The sequence below is a fragment of the Actinoplanes sp. CA-051413 genome, from assembly GCF_050955795.1.
In the GTDB taxonomy this organism is placed as follows: Bacteria; Actinomycetota; Actinomycetes; order Mycobacteriales; family Micromonosporaceae; genus Actinoplanes.
The window spans coordinates 1177981-1196541 of sequence record NZ_CP192100.1 but is presented as its reverse complement, the minus strand read 5'-3'; the positions used below and the strand labels follow the sequence as shown (position 1 = coordinate 1196541).

Below are 18561 nucleotides of genomic sequence, written 5' to 3'. Positions count from 1 at the left end.
TAACTATCATTCAGCCGGTGCGGATCGGGCGTCCTGGATCGCCTTGCGGCGGGCCAGCCGGTGCTCGCGGCGGATGATCGCCTCCCGGAAGCGGCGCTCGTCCTCCGGCGACTCCGGCAGCACCGGGGGCACGGCCCGGGGATGCCCCGAGACGTCGACGCCGACAAAGACCAGGTACGCGGTGGCCACGGTGAGCGGCTCCCCGCCGGCGGTGTCCCAGCGCTCCCCGGTCAGCTTCACGCCGACCTCCATCGAGGTGCTCCCGGTCCAGTTCACCTGCGCGTACGCGTGGACAAGATCACCGACCCGCACCGGCTCCACGAAGATGATCTCGTCGATGGCGGCGGTGACGGCCGTACCGCCGCTGTGCCGCGCGGCAGCCGCACCGGCCACGTCGTCGACGAACTTCATCAGCACGCCACCGTGCACCGTCCCGTACAGGTTGACGTCGGTGGCGTTCATGATCCGGCTGAGGGTGACCCGCGAGTGCGAGGTCGGCCGGCCCGCGGGATGCTCACTCATGGCCGACACGTTACTTCCGCACCGTTGCCGCTGACCGGTACGGTCCGGACGTGCGCCATCTGAGATCCATCCTGTATGCCCTCGTCCTCGCCCCCGCGGTCTGGATCCTCTGCGGTGTCGGCTTCGACCAGGACCTGACCGGCCGGGCCCGCGACAACGGCGGCATCGAATCACTGTCGGGCGTGCTGCTGCTCGTGCTGGCCGGGACGGCGTACGCGATCCTGCTCTTCTCCCCGATCTCCCCGCTCGGACCGCTCCTGGCCGGCCTGGCCTTCCTCGGCGTAGGCGCCTGGGCCCGGATCGCCCCGGCGTCGTATGCCGGGGTGTGGCCGGAGAATGTGGCCTCGGACGGCTTCAACCTGAGCACGCCGGGTTACGGCTTGGCGGTGCTGCTGGCGGTGCCGCTGCTGGGGACCGCGTTGAGTGCGCGGCGGTGGCGCGGGTTCGAGCCGCCGGAGATTCTGTTCGTGGGGACGATCGGTCGGGCGCGTGGGGCGGCGGCGGTGGCGGGGACGCCGATTGCTTCGGAGCGGACGGCGGTGATTCCGCAGCAGCGGGTGGGGGCGGAGTTTGTGCCGGGCTTCGGGGGGCAGTCGGCTGACGCTACGCAGGTGATCGGCAATGGGCAGACGACTGTGGCTCAGCCGACCGTGACTTTGCCGGGCGGATCCGGGGTGGCCGTTTCCGGGTCTCAGGCGGCTGGGTCTCCGGCGGCCGGGCCTCTGGCGGCCGCCTCCCCGGCGGCTGATGGGGATGAGAAGACGACGGTTATGCGGCTCGGTCCGCAGCCTGTTCGGGAAGAGCCGACCCAGGTCGTTACGCCGGCGGCCGGAGAGCCGACCGAAGCCGTGACGCGAGCTGGTGACGAGCCGACGGAGACCGTGACGTCGGGTCGTGAGGAAGCTACTGCGGACGTCTCAGCTGGGGATGACGCCACTGCGGACGTCACGGCCGGAGAGGACGCTACTGCGGACGTCGCGGCCAGTGAGGATGCCACCGCGACCATTTCCGGGCCGGAGGATCCGACGAGCGACATTTCGGCGCAGGAGTCGCCGAGCGCTGGGGAGGAGACCACTCGCAACGTCACCGCCGGCGAGGCCGCGGAGGACAAGACGACCCTGCTCACGTTGCCGGCCAGCGACAACGGGGACGAGAAGACCCAGCTGCTGACCCTGCCCAAGGCGAACGGCCCGGCACCGGACACGACCGACCGCGGCGAACGGACGCAGGTGATCCGGTCCGGCACGGTGGAGCCGCCCGGCGACCGCACCCAGCTGCTGAGCTTCCCGGCCCCGGCGGAGCCCGTCACCGTAGCGACGCCGGTTGCCTCCGCCGGCGAGCAGACCCGCGACAACACGTCGATCGTGGCGGCTGAGCGTCCGGATCCGGGCGAGGACCCGACGACGCGGCTGACGGCGGTGGCCAAGCAGCCCGGCGAGGCAACCACCCGGGCCAACGCGGACCGCCCGGCCACGACGGTGACCAGCCTGGAACGCCCGGCCGACGAGGCCGCGGACGACACCCGGCCCCTGAAGCTGCCGACCCAGCGCCCACCAACCGAGGAGGACGCGACCCACCGCCTGTAGCTCAGAAGCGATACTTCGCCGAGCCCTTACTTACACTTCTTCCAAGAAATGTAAGTAAGGTGCAGGCGTGGTCACTCAAGAGCCCGCCACGCAACAGTCCGTTCCGGTCCCGGCCGCCACGTTCGACGACCAGACCTGGACACCTGACGAGCGCGGGTACTACTCCCGAGCCGAAATGCGCCGTCAGCGCGGGACCTACCAGTCGATCGTCCCCACTCCGCTGGCTGATTGGCAACCGGACCTACCGGCGCCTGTCGCCGCGGACGTCGAGGACGGTGCCCGCGCGCTCGTCGACTTCGACCTGCACGCTCTACAGATCCTCGGCGCCGAGAGCCCAGCCCTCGGGCCGATGTCAGCGATCCTGCTTCGCACGGAGAGCTCGTCCAGCTCCCAGATCGAGAACCTGACGACCAGCGCCCGCCAGCTGGCACTCGCCGAGATCGGCCAGAGCGACAAAGCGAACGCCCAGACCGTCATCGGCAACGTCCGCGCCATGGAAGCCGCCCTGCGGCTCTCCGACCACATCGAAGTGTCGGCGATCCTGACGATGCACCGCGAACTGATGGCGCATCAGCCCGGCTTCGAGCGGCACGCCGGACGGTTCCGGGAGGAGATCGTCTGGATCGGACCGGACAACGCCGGGCCGATCGGTGCCGATTTCGTCGCTCCCCACCATGACCGGGTGCCGACCGCGGTCCAGGACATCGTCGACTTCGCCGAACGTGACGACCTGCCGGTGCTGGTCCAGGTGGCGGTCGCGCACGCGCAGTTCGAGACGATCCACCCGTTCGTCGACGGCAACGGCCGCACCGGGCGTGCTCTCGCGCAGGCCATGCTCCGGAGCAAGGGCCTCGTCGAACACGTCACCGTGCCGATCTCAGCCGGCCTGCTGACCGACACCAGCACTTACTTCGACGCTCTCAACGCGTTCCGAGCCGGTGACGCCGGGCCGATCGTGCACCGCTTCGCCGACGCATCTCGCTTCGCTGCCGCCTCGGGCCGCACCCTGGTCGATGACCTGGCGGCGCAGCTGACCGAGGCCCGCGACAAGCTCGCCGGCATCCGACCCCACGCGGCGGCCTGGCGCGTACTGCCCCGGCTGGTGGGGCAGCCCATCGTCAACGCCAGATATCTGACGTCAGAGCTGGCGATGAACGACGTCACCGCACAGCGCACCCTGGAGCTGCTGGCCGATCGGCAGGTCCTGGTGGAGCGCACCGGCCTGCGCCGGAACCGGGTCTGGCAGCACACAGGCATCCTGGATGTGCTCGACAACTACACGTCCACCATCAGGCGCACCGCTCCCTGATCGGCTCGGGCGCGGCGCACCTGACGGACGCCGGTCAGTCCTTGAGGAGCTGACGGGCCATCACGATGCGCTGGACCTGGTTCGTGCCCTCGTAGATCTGGGTGATCTTGGCGTCTCGCATCATGCGTTCCACCGGGTAGTCGCGCGTGTAGCCGTACCCGCCGAGCAGCTGGACCGCGTCCGTCGTGATCTCCATCGCCGCGTCCGAGGCGAAGCATTTCGCCGCCGCGCCGAAGTACGTCAGGTCCGCGTCGCCGCGCTCGCTCTTGCCCGCCGCCACGTACGTGAGCTGGCGCGCCGCCTCCAGCTTCATGCCCATGTCGGCCAGCATGAACTGGATGCCCTGGAAGTCGGCGACCGCCTTGCCGAACTGCTTGCGCTCCTTCACGTACCCCTTGGCGAAGTCCAGCGCGCCCTGCGCGATGCCCACCGCCTGGGCCGCGATTGTCACGCGGGTGTGGTCCAGGGTTTTCATCGCCGTCGCGAAGCCGGTGCCCTCGTCGCCGATCATCCGGTCCAGCGGGATCCGCACGTTGTCGAAGTAGACCTCGCGGGTCGGGCTGCCCTTGATGCCGAGTTTCTTTTCCGGGGCGCCGAAGCTGACGCCCTCGTCGGACTTCTCCACCACGAACGCCGAGATGCCGCGGGAGCGGGCGCTCGCGTCGGTGACCGCGAAGACCGTGTAGTACTCCGAGACGCCGGCGTTGGTGATCCAGCGCTTCACGCCGTTGAGGACCCAGTAGTCGCCGTCGCGGACCGCGCGGGTCGACATGGAGGCCGCGTCGCTGCCTGCTTCCGGCTCCGACAGGCAGTACGAGAACATGGCCTCGCCCGCCGCGACCGGGGTCAGGTAGCGCTCCTTCAGCGCCGCCGAGCCGGCCAGGATCAGCGGCATCGTGCCGAGCTTGTTGACCGCCGGGATCAGCGACGAGCTGGCGCAGGCCCGGGCGACCTCCTCGATCACGATAGCGGTGGCCAGGGCGTCCGCGCCGGCACCGCCGTATTCGACCGGGATGTGCGGGGCGTGGAAGTCCGACGACCGCAGCGCTTCGTACGAGGCCTTCGGGAACTCGCCGCTCTCGTCCGCCTCGGCCGCGTTGGGCGCCACCCGGGCGTCGCAGACCTCGCGGACGGCCGCGCGGATGGTCTCGTGGTCCTCCGGCAGCTGGTATACGTCGAAATCAGGCATGGTTGTGGCCCTCTCCTCTGCGGCTCCGGCCTATGTTACCGACGCGTAGGGTATGCGCACTATCCTTCCGGACGGCGCGCTGATCGTGGTAGCGGTGCCATGAGAAGGTGAATGCCACGTTTCGGCGCGGGTCCCCCTCCTGCGCCCCATGTGAGTGGAGTTTCCCCCCGTGACCATCCCGTACCCGACCCACCCGGCCGTGCCCGCGTTCGCCGAGGTCGAGCCGTCCTCCGGCGCAGCCCGCCCCCGGCTGGCCTTCCTCGGCACCGGGTACCTCGGCGCGACGTACGCCATCTGTTTCGCCGAGCTCGGCTACGAGGTCCTCGGTTTCGACGTCGACGAGGCCAAGATCGCCAAGCTCGCCGCCGGGCAGGTGCCGTTCCACGAGGCCGGCCTCGACGAGCTGTTGCGCACCAACCTGGCCTCGGGCCGGCTCAGCTTCACCACCTCGTACGAGGAGGTCGCCGCCTTCGCCGACGTGCACTTCATCTGCGTCGGCACCCCGCAGCGCGGTGACGGCATGGGCGCCGACCTGTCGTACGTCGAGACGTCGGTGACCAATCTCGCCCGGCACCTGACCCGCCGGGTCCTGATCGTCGGCAAGTCCACCGTCCCGGTCGGCACCGCCGAGTGGATCGAGCAGCTGGTCGCCAAGCACACCGACCCGGAGCTGGGCATCGAGGTGGCCTGGTCGCCGGAGTTCCTGCAGGAGGGCTTCGCCGTCGAGGACGTGTTGCGGCCCAACCGGATCGTCGTCGGCGTCAAGTCCGAATGGGCCAACGGCATGCTGTACGCCGCGCACAAGGGCGTCTTCGACCTGGCCGCCACCGAGGACCGCGAGGTGCCCCTGGTGGTCACCGACTTCGCCACCGCCGAGCTGGTCAAGGTGGCCGCGAACGCGTTCCTGGCCACCAAGATCAGCTTCATCAACGCGATGGCCGAGGTCTGCGAGGTCGCCGGCGGTGACGTCACCCAGCTCGCCCGGGCCATCGGCTACGACCCGCGCATCGGCAACCGCTTCCTGCAGGCCGGCGTCGGCTTCGGCGGCGGCTGCCTGCCCAAGGACATCCGCGCGTTCCAGGCCCGCGCAAGTGAGCTGGGCGCCGGCGAGGCCCTGCGCTTCCTGCACGAGGTCGACCTGATCAACCAGCGCCGCCGCAGCAAGGTGCTCCAGCTCGCCGCCGAGCTGCTCGACCGCCGTTCCGGCCCGGCCGGCCCGGACCTGTCCGGCACCCGGATCGCCGTGCTCGGTGCCGCCTTCAAGCCCAACTCCGACGACGTCCGCGACGCGCCGTCGCTCGCCGTGGCCGCCGCGCTGGCCAAGGCGGGGGCCGACGTCCGCGTCTACGACCCGCAGGGCATGGAGAACGCGCGCCTGGCCCAGCCGGCCCTCACCTACGAGAGCTCGATGGCCGACGCGGTCGCCGGCGCCGAGCTGGTGTGCGTTCTCACTGAGTGGGCCGAGTTCCGCAACGCCGACCCGCACGTGCTCGGCGAGCTGGTCGCCGGCAAGCGGGTCATCGACGGCCGGAACTGCCTGGACGCGGTGCTGTGGGCCCGCGCGGGCTGGGCGTACCGGGGCATGGGACGGCCCGCACCGACGCTCTGAGCCGACCCGCGGCGGAAAACCCATGCAAAACCGAGGTTGAGCCCGACCGAATTGGGCCTACGGCCGCGAACCTGTCGGGTTCGCGGCCGTTTCCATTGATCTCGACCTGCCTGAGACTGTTCTAATGAGGTGTCGGTTGCTTCGGTGGACGGGTCGAGGAGGTGCCGGTGGCGCAGGCTAAGGAGCCGGACGGCTACGACGAGGAGCTCGCCCGCATCGAGGCCTCGATCGCGGATCTCAAGATCCGCGACATGGCCGCCGCCAAGGAACGCACGCAGATCGCCAGCAAGATCCAGGCGGCGCAGTTCCAGCGCGACATCCTCGCCCACGCCAACCAGCAGAAGAAGCGCGCCGCGAAGCCCGCTCGCAAGGTGCGTCGCCGCCCGCCGACCGACGGGCCGCCGTCCTGGGCCGAGCCCGGCACTGCGTACACGGGGCCGCCCGGTGCGGCCACCGACGGCGTGACCACGCTGGTCGACGACCCGCCGCCGACCGAGACGCCGGCGCCGCCCCCGCCGCCGCGCCGCCGCCGGGTCGCCCCGCTGCCGCCCGAGCCGGAGCCGCCGCACGGCCACGCGCCCGAGACTTCCTCGCAGTCGGTGCAAAACATTCTGCTCGCGCTCAGCGCGCTCGTGCTCGGCATCGCCGCCATCGTCTTCGCGGGTGCGGCCACCAACGCGGTCGGCCGCGCCGTCATCCTGGCGATTTTCACCGTCATCGCGCTGGGCGTCGCCCCGGGCGTCTCGCGCCGCGGCCTCACGTCCACCGCCGAGACCCTGGCGGCGGTCGGCCTGGTGCTGCTGCCGATGACCCTGTTCGCGCTGCACGGCAGCAGTGCGCTCGGCGGCACCGCGGTCCCGGCTCCGGTCTTTCTCGGGGTGACGTTGCTCATCACTGCGGTCGCCTCCTTCGTGTACGCGGGGATGACCCGTCTCGCGGCACCGCGCTACGCGACCGTCGTAGCGGTGCAGCCGGTGCCGCCGCTGCTGGCCTATCCGGTGATCGAGAGCCCGGCCGGCTGGGCGATGGCCCTGAGCGCCATCGCGCTGGTCGACCTGCTGTTGCTCACCACGGTGATCCGCGAGGGCCGGCTGCTGCCGCGCTGGCCGATCGGCCGTCCGGTCGCCGCCGACCGGGAGAGCCTGGCCGAGGCCGACGCGCGGGACATCGGCGCGGCGGACTTCGCCGCCCGCGACGCCGACCCGGCCGACCCGGCTTCCTACGAGGCCGGTGCCCCGGCGCGCCCGGAGTCGCTGCCGGAGGAGCCCGACCTGATCATCGACGGGCTGACCGGGCGGCGCCGCTGGAAATGGCTGCCCACCCGGATCTTCCCCGGCCCGCGACCGGCCGGTGCCCCGCCCGCCGGCTCCGTCCCGCTCGCGCCGCCCGCCACCCCGCCCTCGGCGGGCTGGCTGCGCGGCCTGACCTTCGGGCTGCTCTGCGCCGCGGCAGCGGGAGCCCTGCTGTACGCGGGCGCGGCCCTGCTCAGCGCGGACGCCGTGCCCGACGCGGTGCGTTCCGGGCTGATCCTGATCCTGGCCGCGGTGACGGTGTCGGCCGCCGCCCAGCTCGTCGGCCAGCTCCTGGCCCGCAACATCGCCGGCGGCGTGCTCGCCCTCGCGGTGATCGCGGCCTGCGCCCGCATCGCCGCCGTGGCCTCCCCCGCTTGGACCCTGGCGATCGCCGCGGCCGCCGTGGCGATCACCGGCGCCGTCGTCCGGATGGTGCCCGACGAGGTCCGGCGCGGCCCGCAGTACGCGTCGGCCGCCGCCCTCACGCTCATCGGCCTGTTCGTCGCCGTGGACGCGCTGCGCGCGGCGATCGCGCCGGTGCAGGCCGCCCGCCCGGTGTGGAACGCGGACACCGCCGCCTACGCGGACCGGCTGGCCGACGCGGCGGGCCAGTCCGGCTGGCTGCTCGCGTTCAGTGCCCTGCTGCTGACCATCGCCGCCGCCCTCGCCCTGCCGACCGAATACCGCCACGAAGGCGCGGTGGCCGGCGTCGCGCTGACCGCCCTGGCCGTGCCCGCCTCCTTGAGTCTGCCCTGGTCGGAGGCCCCCTGGCCGCTGGTGCTGGCGGCCATCGGGCTCGGCGGGGCCGGTCTGCTCGCGCCGACCCGCCGGGTCGCCATCGCGCACATCGCGGCGGCCGGGGTCGTGGGCCTGTTCGGCGCGGCCGCCGCGCTGAGCGCGTCGTGGCTCACGGCCGCGGTGCTGACCGCGCTGGCCGGCGCGGGCGTGATGGTCGCGGTCGCGGCCCGGCAGATCCCGGTACGCCTGTACGCGTGGCTCGTCGGTGACTGGGCCTCAGGGGCAGCCGCCCTGGCCATCCCGGGTGCCGTGGTGACCGCCGTACTGGCCACCCGCGACCCCGGCGGCGGTCCGCCGCCCACCGAGAGCGTCACCGTGCCCGCGCTGGCGATGGGTTTCCTCGCCGTGGCCGGCACCTTGACCTACGCTGCCGTCTTCCAGGTCGCCCGCCGCGAGATCAGTCTGCCGCTGACCGTCGGCGCCGGGGCGGGCGCGGTCGCCATGGCCCTCGCTGCCCTGCTGTCGCCCGGCGCCACCGCCCCCGACATCTGGGTCGGCGCGCTGCTGCTGGCTGCCGCGCTCCTGCTGTTCTTCGCCAAGTCGCTGGACAACGGCCGCCGCGCCGACCGGATGATCGACGGACCGGACATCGCCGCCGCCGCGGCCACCGTGGCCATCTGCGGCGCGCTCGCCCGGGTCGCCGCGCTGGCGTTCCCACAGGCCCCGCTCGTCGTCGCCGCTCTTGTGGTGCTCATCGTGGCGTTCGGTGTCCGCGCCCTGCCGGAGGACTGGCGTCGCGGCCCGGTTCGCGGCGTCGCGGTCGCCGGCCTGGCCGTGGTGGCGATCGCCGGCTGGCAGGCCCTGGCCAGCGGCCTGCGCATCATCGCGGCGCCGGGCCCGATCTGGAACTCCGACGTCACCGCCTACTCGACGACGCCGCCGCAGGGTGCCTGGCAGGCTCCGGTCGCGCTGCTGATCGCCGCGGTGGCCGCGTCTGCCGCGCTGCCCCGACCGGCCAAATACGACGTCAGCTCGGTCTGTGTCGCGCTGGCCACGATCGGCGCGCCCGCCGCCTTCGGACTGCCGTGGTGGTCGCCGCTGCTGATCGGCGGGGCGGTCACTCTGGCGTACGGGATCGCTGCCGTCGCCGCGACGGACCCGCGCGCTGCGATCGACCGGGCCGGCGTCGCCGCCGTGGTCGCGCTGCACGCGGCCGGCGCGGGCCTGGTGCGGCCCTGGTCCACCGCGATCGCTCTGGGCCTCATCATGCTGACCGGCATCCTGGTCGCGTGGATGTCGCGGGCCGACGTGACGCCGCGCGCGCACCGCGAGTGGGCCGAGACGGCCGACGGTGACCAGGTGCTCAACCTGGCCCTCGACGACACCGGCATGCCCCGGCACCGCGCCCAGATCGGCGGGGCCGGCACCGCGGCCGCGCTGCTCGCCGCGCCCGGCGTGCTCGCCGCGGTGGCCGCAGAGAACGGCAACACCGCCCAGGTCGTGTTGACCGCCGCACTGGCCGGCTCGAGCCTCGCGCTCGCCCTGCTGGCGATGGCCGGCCGCTGGATCCCGCAGTATCTGCCCTGGGCCACGGTCGGCCTGGTCGGCGGGGCCACGATCACCGCGCTCGCCTCGATCCCCAGCGACTACCCCACAGCCCTGTACGCAGCCGCGGCAGCGCTGCTCGGCGTCGTCGCGGAACTGCTGCGCGGGGCCATCCCGGCGCCGGGCCTCACCGTCGCCCCGAACCGCCATTGGGGCGAAGGCGGCTACGTGCGCCCCCGCTGGACCACGATCCGGCCGAGCGGCTTGAAGGGTCGCTGGCTCGTCGACCCGGCGACCGGCGCGGTGGTCGTCGCGGCGCTGCCGACGATCCTGGCGTTGTTCTCCATCGCCCCGGCGCTGCGCGCGTCCCTCATCGACCCGCTGCAACAGCTCGGCGCCATCTGGGACGGACCTGTCGCGGCCCTGGCCAACCCGGTCTCCGGCAACGTCGACGGCACCAGCGTGCTCGCCGCCGTGCTGCTGACGATCGCGGCGGCGCTCGCCGCGCTGGGCTTCGGCGGCAAGCCGGCCGAGGCCGTACCGGTGATCCTGCCCGGCCTGGCCATCACCCTGCTGATCGCCCCGATCGCGCTGGATGTCCGCTGGCCCGCGTCGACGACGGCCGCCCTGATCGTCTTCACCATCTCCATGCTGGGGCTGGCGCTGACCCCGCCGCCGGTCGCCACCCGGGCCGCGCTGCTGCGCTCCACCCGCAACATCGTCTTCGTCATCGGCCTGCTGGCCGGCGGGGCCGGCCTGGCGGGCAGCCTCGCCCAGCAGCAGATGACGCTGTTCACCCTGGGCATGGCGATCATCGTCGGCCTGATCGGCGCGATCGGCGGCCGCAGCCAGCTCGCCCGCATCCTGGGCTGGCTGTTCGCCGCGGTGATGGGCCAGATGTTCGTGCTGACGGTCGCCCTGGTGGCCGGGCTGACCCCGCCGTGGGCGGCGTTCGGCGTGCTGGCGGTGGGCGCGGTCCTGCTGGTGCTGGAGGCCCTGCTCCCCCGCCTGGGCCTGCCCGAGTACCGCCGCGAGGCAACCACGGTCGAGTGGAGCGGCTACGCGTCAGCGCTGCTCGCGGGCGCGCTGGCCTTCAACTCCCCGGAGCACCTGGCGGCCCTGCTGGCGGCGTGGGGCGCGGTGCTCGGCCTGACGGCGACCCGCCCGGGCCGCACCCCGAACCAGCGCCGCAACCTGTTCTGGCTGGCAGTCGGCTTCGAGATCGTCGGCATCTGGCTGTTCATCGCGATCGCGGACGTGGCGCTGCCGGAGGCATACACACTGCCGTTCGCCGCGCTGGCGCTGCTGGTGGGCGTGCTGGAGGCCCGCCAGCGCCCGGACCTGAGCAGCTGGGCGGCGTACGGGCCGGCTCTGCTGGCGGCTTTCGTCCCGACGATCGGCATCGTGATCGCTACGGACGCGGGCGACCTGCGCGAACTGCTGCTCCTGCTGGGCGCCGTGGCGACTCTGATCGTGGGCTCCCGTTTGCAACAGCAGGCGCCAGTAGTGGTGGGCGCGGCGGCGACGGCGATCGCGGCGATCCACTTCGCCACGACGCTGGTGGGCCCGTGGCTGGTCCTGGTCCCGGTGGGCGTGATCCTGCTCTTCCTGGGCGCAACAAACGAAAACCGCCGCCGAACCCAGGAACGCCTCCGCGGCGCCCTGGTCCGCATGCGGTGAGCCATCGGACGGAGACACCGTGAGGGATGCTCCGGCCGCCGTCACGCTCGACGATGTGGCGGCCATGAACGTCGCCGACCAGCTCGGTCGTCGATATGAAATGAGCCCCGACGGCGTTCTGTCGGTAATGCCGTTGGCGGATTCCGAGCATGCCGCTGTCGCTAGCCGAATATGCGCTTGGCTTGCCCGCGCGGGGTGGCCTGCGGAGCAGCTTCTGCAAGCTGCCGGCGTCCAGTTCCCCGGGCAGAACGGTGTCGGCGGCCGGATCCCCGATTTGACGGTCTGGGCAGCGCCGCAGCCACGCAGCATCTGGCTGTCCGTCACAGACCTGCTGCTCGTGGTGGAGATCGTGTCGTTGGGTTTCGAGGCGATGGATCAGGTCGTCAAGGTCCGCGAATACGCGCAGGCGGGTATTCCGCGCTACTGGGTCATCGACCGCGACGCCGCGCAGACAGCCACTTTGCACGTGCTCAGCGCCGACAAGACCTACGAGGTCGCCGTCAGAATGCCGCTTGCCCGGCTGCTGGAAACCGCCCCGGCCGACCACAACATCGGCGGCTGACCGACCTCAGCCGAGCAGGCGCGCGCGGAGCGCTTCGTCCTTTTCCGCGACGACCTGCTCCAGACTGGTCTGGAACGCCTGCATGCGCTTGAGCAGTACCGGATCCGACGCCGCCAGGATCCGGACCGCCAGCAGACCCGCGTTCCGGGCACCGCCGATCGACACCGTCGCCACCGGCACGCCCGCAGGCATCTGCACGATCGACAGCAGCGAGTCCATGCCGTCCAGATACTTCAGCGGCACCGGTACGCCGATGACAGGCAGCGGGGTCATCGACGCCACCATGCCCGGCAGGTGGGCCGCCCCGCCCGCGCCCGTAATGATGACCTTGAGGCCGCGGTCAACCGCTGACGTCGCGTAGTCGACCATCTTCTGCACCGTACGGTGCGCCGACACGACGCCGACCTCGAACGGCACCTCGAACTCGGCGAGGGCCAGCGCCGCCGCCTCCATCGTCGACCAGTCCGAGTCGCTGCCCATGATCACGCCGACGACGGGTGTCATTCCTTGCCTTCCTGGAGCCAGCGGGCGGCGCGCACGGCCCGGGCGCGTACCGCGGTCATGTCGTCGCCCAGCACGGTGACGTGGCCGATCTTGCGGCCCGGGCGGACCTGCTTGCCGTACAGGTGCACGCGGGCGCCCGGGTCGGCGGCGAACAAGTGGTGCAGGCGCTCGTCGATGGACATGCCGCCCGGCTCGCCGCCGAGCACGTTGGCCATCACGACGGCCGGCGCGGCCAGGGAGGTCTCGCCCATCGGATAGTCGAGCACGGCCCGCAGGTGCTGCTCGAACTGCGACGTCCGCGCCCCTTCGATGGTCCAGTGGCCGGAGTTGTGCGGCCGCATGGCCAGCTCGTTGACGACGATGCCGGACTCGGTCTCGAACAGCTCGACGGCCAGCAGACCGACCACTCCGAGGGCGTTGGCCAGGTCGATGGCCAGCTGCTGCGCCTCGACGGCCAGCTCCTCGGACAGGCCCGGCGCGGGCGCGAGCACCTCGACACAGATCCCGTCCCGCTGCACGGTCTCGACGACCGGGTACGCCGCGACCTGCCCGAACGGCGACCGGGCGACCAGCGCGGCCAGCTCCCGGCGCAGCGGCACCCGCTCCTCGACGATCAGCTCGGTGCCCGTGGCAACCAGCTCGGCGGCGGCCGCGGCATCGTCCAGCATCCAGACGCCCCGACCGTCGTAGCCACCCCGCACGGCCTTGGCCACGACCGGCCAGCCCTCACCGGAGGATCCCGGCCCGGCGGCGGAAGCGGCAAAAGCGGTGATGTCCTCGACGGAGGTAACCGGGCGCCACCGCGGCACCGGTGCGCCCAGTGCCGACAGCCGTTCCCGCATCTGCCGCTTGTCCTGCGCGTACCGGATCGCGTCAGCGCCGGGGTAGATCTTGACGCCCTCGGCCGCGAGCGCGGCGATGTGCTCGTTGGGCACGTGCTCGTGGTCGAAGGTGACCGCGTCACATCCCTTGGCGAACTCCCGCAGCGCGGCCAGATCGGTGTGTGTGCCGATCCGCACATCAGCGGCGACGAGGGCGGCACTGTCGTCGGGCGACTCGGAGAGCACGCGCAACGACTGGCCGAGGGCGATCGCGGCCTGGTGGGTCATCCGGGCCAGCTGGCCACCGCCCACCATGCCGACTACGGGCAGACCGGTTCGGGTATCCATCTCGCCGCCAGCCTAACGAGCCCCGGTCCACACCCGCCAAGCGGCCCGAACTCAGGCGGACAGGCGGGCCACGAGGTCCTCGACCGTTGTCACCGGGCGGTCACAGACAAACCCACGGCAGACGTACGCGGTCGGCCTGCCGTCGATCGGCGGCCGGTCGGCCAGCAGCGGCACCCCCGGACGGTCCGGCTCGCCGGCCACCACCACCGTCCCGGGCGGGGCATGCCGGTGGGCCGCCTTCACCAGCGGATCTCCCGCCGGGTCGGTGGTCACGATCGCGATCTCGTACGGGCCGGCCAGCACCGCCTCGGCCACCGTCGCCGAATAGCCGGCGAACCGCGGATGCCCACCGATCAGCGGACCCACCGTCGCCAGCGCCGCATCGGCCGCCTCTCGGTACCGGGTCTCACCGCTCAGCGCCGTGTACGCCACCAACGCAGCACACAGCGCGGCCAGCCCCGACGGTGTCGCATTGTCGGTCGGGTCCGCGGGCCGCGTCACCAGCCGTTCCGCGTCGTCGGCCGTGTCGTAGAAGCCGCCCTGCCCGCTCGGGAAGTGCTCGAGAGCCACGTCGAGCAGCGCCCCGGCCCGGCTGAGCCACTCCCCGTCGCCGGTCAGCTGGTGGATCGCGCAGAACGCTTCCGCCACGCAGCCGTAGTCCTCCAGCACGCCGGCCGGATCGCCCACCACGCCGTCGCGGGAGACGCGGCGCAGCCGGCCGTCCACGATGTGCCGTTCCGCCAGCACCGTCGCGAGTTCGACCGCCGGCGTGCCGTCCGTGCCGGTGAGCTGCGCATATTCGGCCAGGGCGGTCACGGCCAGGCCGTTCCAGGAAGCCACGACCTTGTCGTCGAGGGCCGGCTGCGGGCGCCGGTTGCGGGCCGTGAGCAGGCGACCGCGTACGTCGTGCCACCGCTCCACAAGCTCAGGCACCGCGGCCTCGATGTCACGAGCCACCACCAGCACGCTGCTGCCGTGCTCGAAGGTCCCCTTCGTCGTCACCCGGAACAGGTCCGCCGCCCAGGCACCGTCCTCGTCCCCCAGCGCCTCGATCAGCTGCGCCGGCGTCCACGCGTACGTCAGGCCTTCGGTCCCGTCCGTGTCCGCGTCCAGGGCCGACGCCAGCCCGCCGGCCGGGGTGCCCAGGTCGCGCAGCAGGAAGGCGGCCGTCTCGTCGGCGACCCGCCGGGCGAACTGGTCGCCGGTGAGCCGCCACAGCTGGGTGTAGACGCGCAGCAGCAGCGCGTTGTCGTACAGCATCTTCTCGAAGTGCGGCACGGTCCACGTGTTGTCCACCGCGTAGCGGGCGAAGCCACCGGCGAGCTGGTCGTAGATGCCGCCCCGGGCCATCTGCTCCGCGGTGTGCCGGACGATCTCCAGGTCGCCGGCCGAGCCGGTGCGCTGGTGGTGGCGCAGCAGGAACTGCAGGTTCATGTGCGGCGGGAACTTGGGGGCGCCGCCGAACCCGCCGTACGAGCGGTCGTGGTCCTTGGCCAGCAGGTCCGCCGCTGTGTCCAGCAGTTCCGCCGAGATCGGCGCGGTTTCGCCGCCGGTCAGCTGGGCGCCACCGATCGCCTCGACCACCGCGGACCCCTGGGTGACCACCGCGTCGCGCTGGTCGCGCCAGGCGGTGGTGACCGAGTCGAGCAGGCGGGTGAAGTTGCCCTTGGGGAAGTACGTGCCGCAGAAGAACGGCTCGCCGGCCGGGGTGGCGAAGACCGTCATGGGCCAGCCGCCCTGCCCGGTCATGGCCTGCGTCGCGGTCATGTAGACGGCGTCGACGTCGGGCCGTTCCTCGCGGTCCACCTTGATCGCCACGAAGCCGTCGTTGACCACCCGCGCGACCTGCTCGTCCTCGAAGGACTCGTGGGCCATCACGTGACACCAGTGGCAGGCGGCGTAGCCCACCGAGATCAGCACCGGCACGTCCCGCCGGCGGGCCTCGGCGAACGCCTCGTCGGACCAGGGCCACCAGTCGACGGGGTTGTCCTGGTGCTGGAGCAGGTAGGGCGAGGTCGCGCCGGCAAGACGGTTGGCCATGCAGCCAACCTAGCCCGAGCGGGCCCCGCTAAACCTCAGGAGGCGCCGTCCGCGCGCAGGGGAATGACCTTGGGTGGCGCCGCCTGGGCCAGCTGGTTGAGCGCCGCGACGATCTTGTCGGCGGGCAGCGGGCGGCTGAAGTGGTAGCCCTGCGCCGAGGTGCAGCCCAGCGCCAGCAGTGCGGCGCGCTGGTCGGCGGTCTCGACGCCCTCGGCCACGACCCGCGCGCCGAGCCGGGCGCCCAGCTCCACCGCGCCCCGGACCACGGCGGCGGCCGCGGGAGAGTCGGTCATGTCGGTGACGAACGACCGGTCGACCTTCAGCTCGTCCACCGCGACCCGGGTGACGAACGACAGCGACGAGAAGCCGGTGCCGAAGTCGTCGACCGAGATCTGCACGCCCATCTCGCGCAGGGCGGCGATGACCTCGTCGACGACCTCCTGATCGCTGACCGCCACCGACTCGGTGATCTCCAGGACCAGCCGGCCCGCGCCCAGCCGGTGCCGGCGCAGCGCGTCGGCGACCTGGGCCGGCAGGGTGGCGTCGAGCAGGCTGCGCGCCGACACGTTGACCGAGACGGGCAGCTCCAGGCCGTGACCGGCCCAGTCAGCGGCGGCGGCCAGCGCGTGGTCGAGCACGTAGCGGGTGAACGGGGCGAGCAGCTCGCCGTGCTCGATGGTGTCGATGAAGTCGTTCGGGTTGAGCATGCCGCGCCGGGGGTGCTTCCAGCGGATCAGCGCCTCGACGCCGGTCGGCGCGCCGGTCTGCAGGTCGACTTCGGGCTGCAGGACGAGCACGAGCTGGTCGTCGGCGGTGAGCGCGTCGTAGAGCTCGGCCGGCAGGGCCAGGTGGTCGGTGCTGCTGGCGTCGTGCGCGCTGTCGTACGCCGCCACCCCGACGTGCAGCTCCTTGGCCTGGTCGAGGGCGATGCCGGCCCGGCGGATCAGCTCGGCCAGGTCGGTGGAGCCGGCGCTGGACACCGCCACCCCGACCGCGATCTCGGTGACCAGCCGGACGCCGCCGATCTCCATCGGCAGGCCGAGCTGGTCGACCAGCTCGCGGGCGCGGCGCACGGCCCGGGGCAGCGGGTTCGGCGTCTCGTGCAGCGGCGTGGCCGAGTCGGTGAGGGTGGCGATGGTCGGCAGCAGCACGGCGAACTCGTCGTCGCCGAGGCGGGCCACCAGCTCCTGCTCGCGGGCCAGGTCGGTGAGGCGTTCGGCCACCGTGCACAGCATGGCGTCGCCGGCCCGGTGCCCGAGGGTGCCGTTGACCTCGCGGAAGTCGTTGAGGTCGAGCAGCAGCAGCGCGACCTGCCGGTCCCGGTCGAACGAGTGCAGCAGCGCGTCGCCGTCGCTGAGCAGCGCGGATCTGTTCGCCAGGCCGGTCAACGGGTCGTGCACACCGTCGTGGGCCACCTTCTCTTCCAGCTGAGCCAGCCTCTCGTGCGCCGCCGCGTCGTGCAACGCGCCGGCCAGGGCGTCCCCGTACGCGGAGACGGCGAGTTCGTCGCGGGCGACGGGCAGGGTCGGCTCGGACAACCACACGGTCAGCTCGCCGACCTCGGCGCCGCCGACCGTCATGGTGCGCGTGATCACCGGACCGGGCAGGGCGCCCGGGGTGGGGTCGTGCGAGGCGCCGTCGGCCGCGTACCGCCGGGGGCTGCCGGTGCGCTGCAGGACCTCGATCTCGACCCGGAGGGCGCCGAACACGTCCAGCGCCCCGCGCAGGCCGGCCGCCGCCACGGCCAGCTCGGAGGAACCGCCCAGGGTGCGGGTGGCGCGGGCGAACGCCTCCCAGATCCGGCGTTCCTCCTCGGCGCGCAGGTGGTAGCGGTAGGTGCGTTGCAGCAGCCACAGCGACGGCGGCAGCCCGAGCAGCCAGATCGGCCCGTTGACCAGCGCGAAGAGCGAGAGCAGGCCGACCAGCACGTTGCCGACGAACATCGGCAGCTTGGCGTGCAGGGCGCGGACGGCGATCTGGGCCGGCGGGGCGTCCCGGTGCAGGGAGAGGGTCAGCACCGCCAGACCCATCGTGACGAGCAGATAGGTGAACGCGCCCGCGATGAGGCCGACCTGCGTGCGGGCGCTGCCCAGCGGTGCGGCGGGGCCGGTGATGGCGTACGCGATGGTGGTCGCCGCGGCGGCGCCGAGACTCAGCGAGGCGGCCAGGTGCACCAGGTCGGCGACGACACGCTGATCGTTGAGCCAGGTGATGACGACCCAGGCCCCGACGGCACCGAGCAAAGTGGCGGCGGGCAGCCAGCCGGGCGGAGCCAGCGCGAAGCCGACGATGAACGCCGTCTCGCCCCAGGAGATGCTCACCGTGCCGCGGCCGACCCGGAAACGCAGCCGGGCGAGTTGCGCGGCCGCCACGAGCAGGACGGCGATGCCGATCGCGCCGGCCGGTGAAAGCGACACGATTTCCGGCCCGCGCAGCGGAACGATCATGCCCGCCACGGAGACGAGCAAGGCCGTGACGACGACGATCCAGGTAAGGACCCGACCGGCTTTGGGTCGCGACACCGGACCGCTCTTGAGGGGACCTCGATCGCGCCGGGCGTCGGTCGTGGGGACGGGCTGGGAAGTCATGCCACCCCCCTGCTGACCAGCGGCACTGGCGGATGCACGTGCATCTGCAGTGGAGGAAGCGAGGGCTGGAAGATGGTCATCGTCAGCCCCCTTTCCGCACAGGGTGGAGGGACGTCAAAGCCCCCCGGCGGAAGGCTAAGCCAATCCGGCAGAACGCAACAGGGGTTGACGGATGAGCACTGTCGATGTTCCGGCCGAGACAGAACACACCGGAGAGCGGCCCGCGGA

11 protein-coding genes are annotated in these 18561 nt (G+C 72.3%); 5 read left to right on the top strand and 6 right to left on the bottom strand.

The features are described from left to right. Nucleotides 1–6: 6 nt before the first annotated feature. Nucleotides 7–522 carry an acyl-CoA thioesterase gene (locus tag ACQP2Y_RS05675; protein WP_433725210.1) on the bottom strand — a complete coding sequence of 172 codons (516 nt, stop codon included), beginning with the start codon at nucleotides 520–522 and terminating at the stop codon, nucleotides 7–9. 50 nt (nucleotides 523–572) lie between these two features. Between ACQP2Y_RS05675 and ACQP2Y_RS05670 the strand changes: the two genes are divergently transcribed. Then, on the top strand, nucleotides 573–2108 hold the full coding sequence (locus ACQP2Y_RS05670) for a hypothetical protein (RefSeq protein ID WP_433725208.1): 1536 nt from the start codon (nucleotides 573–575) through the stop codon (nucleotides 2106–2108). A gap of 67 nt (nucleotides 2109–2175) precedes the next feature. After that, nucleotides 2176–3417 carry a Fic family protein gene (locus tag ACQP2Y_RS05665; protein ID WP_433725206.1) on the top strand — a complete coding sequence of 414 codons (1242 nt, stop codon included), beginning with the start codon at nucleotides 2176–2178 and terminating at the stop codon, nucleotides 3415–3417. Nucleotides 3418–3451: 34 nt separating this feature from the next. Here ACQP2Y_RS05665 and ACQP2Y_RS05660 read toward each other — a convergent pair whose 3' ends face one another. Then, a complete protein-coding gene (locus tag ACQP2Y_RS05660) occupies nucleotides 3452–4606 on the bottom strand; it encodes an acyl-CoA dehydrogenase family protein (protein ID WP_360555852.1) in 1155 nt (384 codons plus the stop codon). Between the two features lie 169 nt (nucleotides 4607–4775). Between ACQP2Y_RS05660 and ACQP2Y_RS05655 the strand changes: the two genes are divergently transcribed. The 3 genes from ACQP2Y_RS05655 to ACQP2Y_RS05645 all read left to right on the top strand — a co-directional run bounded on the left by ACQP2Y_RS05655 (nucleotide 4776) and on the right by ACQP2Y_RS05645 (nucleotide 12032). Further along, the gene (locus ACQP2Y_RS05655) at nucleotides 4776–6215 is read left to right on the top strand and encodes a UDP-glucose dehydrogenase family protein (RefSeq protein ID WP_433725204.1); all 1440 of its coding nucleotides are present in this window, start codon (nucleotides 4776–4778) and stop codon (nucleotides 6213–6215) included. A gap of 167 nt (nucleotides 6216–6382) precedes the next feature. Further along, nucleotides 6383–11470, top strand: coding sequence for an SCO7613 C-terminal domain-containing membrane protein (locus ACQP2Y_RS05650; protein ID WP_433725202.1), 5088 nt, complete (start codon nucleotides 6383–6385; stop codon nucleotides 11468–11470). Between the two features lie 19 nt (nucleotides 11471–11489). Beyond that, a complete protein-coding gene (locus ACQP2Y_RS05645) occupies nucleotides 11490–12032 on the top strand; it encodes a Uma2 family endonuclease (protein ID WP_433725200.1) in 543 nt (180 codons plus the stop codon). Between the two features lie 6 nt (nucleotides 12033–12038). On the opposite strand, the gene purE is transcribed toward ACQP2Y_RS05645, so the two are convergent. Genes purE through ACQP2Y_RS05625 form a run of 4 tightly spaced genes read right to left on the bottom strand, consistent with a single transcriptional unit; the run spans nucleotide 12039 to nucleotide 18333 of the window. Further along, entirely contained in the window at nucleotides 12039–12536 is a 498-nt protein-coding gene (gene purE / locus ACQP2Y_RS05640; RefSeq protein WP_433725198.1) for a 5-(carboxyamino)imidazole ribonucleotide mutase, read from the bottom strand. Next, nucleotides 12533–13705: a 5-(carboxyamino)imidazole ribonucleotide synthase gene (locus tag ACQP2Y_RS05635; protein ID WP_433725196.1), complete on the bottom strand. Its 1173-nt coding sequence runs from the start codon at nucleotides 13703–13705 to the stop codon at nucleotides 12533–12535. Before ACQP2Y_RS05635 ends, purE begins: the two co-directional genes overlap by 4 nt. A 51-nt stretch (nucleotides 13706–13756) precedes the next feature. Next, nucleotides 13757–15745 carry a thioredoxin domain-containing protein gene (locus tag ACQP2Y_RS05630; RefSeq protein ID WP_433725194.1) on the bottom strand — a complete coding sequence of 663 codons (1989 nt, stop codon included), beginning with the start codon at nucleotides 15743–15745 and terminating at the stop codon, nucleotides 13757–13759. Nucleotides 15746–15780: 35 nt separating this feature from the next. Then, nucleotides 15781–18333: an EAL domain-containing protein gene (locus tag ACQP2Y_RS05625; protein WP_433725192.1), complete on the bottom strand. Its 2553-nt coding sequence runs from the start codon at nucleotides 18331–18333 to the stop codon at nucleotides 15781–15783. Between the last annotated feature and the right edge of the window lie 228 nt (nucleotides 18334–18561).

What these genes read in the sequence shown, in the direction of transcription:
- ACQP2Y_RS05675 (WP_433725210.1), bottom strand. Translation starts at nt 522, where the DNA reads ATGAGTGAGCATCCCGCGGGCCGGCCGACCTCGCACTCGCGGGTCACC.
- ACQP2Y_RS05660 (WP_360555852.1), bottom strand. Translation starts at nt 4,606, where the DNA reads ATGCCTGATTTCGACGTATACCAGCTGCCGGAGGACCACGAGACCATC.
- purE (WP_433725198.1), bottom strand. Translation starts at nt 12,536, where the DNA reads ATGACACCCGTCGTCGGCGTGATCATGGGCAGCGACTCGGACTGGTCG.
- ACQP2Y_RS05635 (WP_433725196.1), bottom strand. Translation starts at nt 13,705, where the DNA reads ATGGATACCCGAACCGGTCTGCCCGTAGTCGGCATGGTGGGCGGTGGC.
- ACQP2Y_RS05630 (WP_433725194.1), bottom strand. Translation starts at nt 15,745, where the DNA reads ATGGCCAACCGTCTTGCCGGCGCGACCTCGCCCTACCTGCTCCAGCAC.
- ACQP2Y_RS05625 (WP_433725192.1), bottom strand. Translation starts at nt 18,333, where the DNA reads ATGACTTCCCAGCCCGTCCCCACGACCGACGCCCGGCGCGATCGAGGT.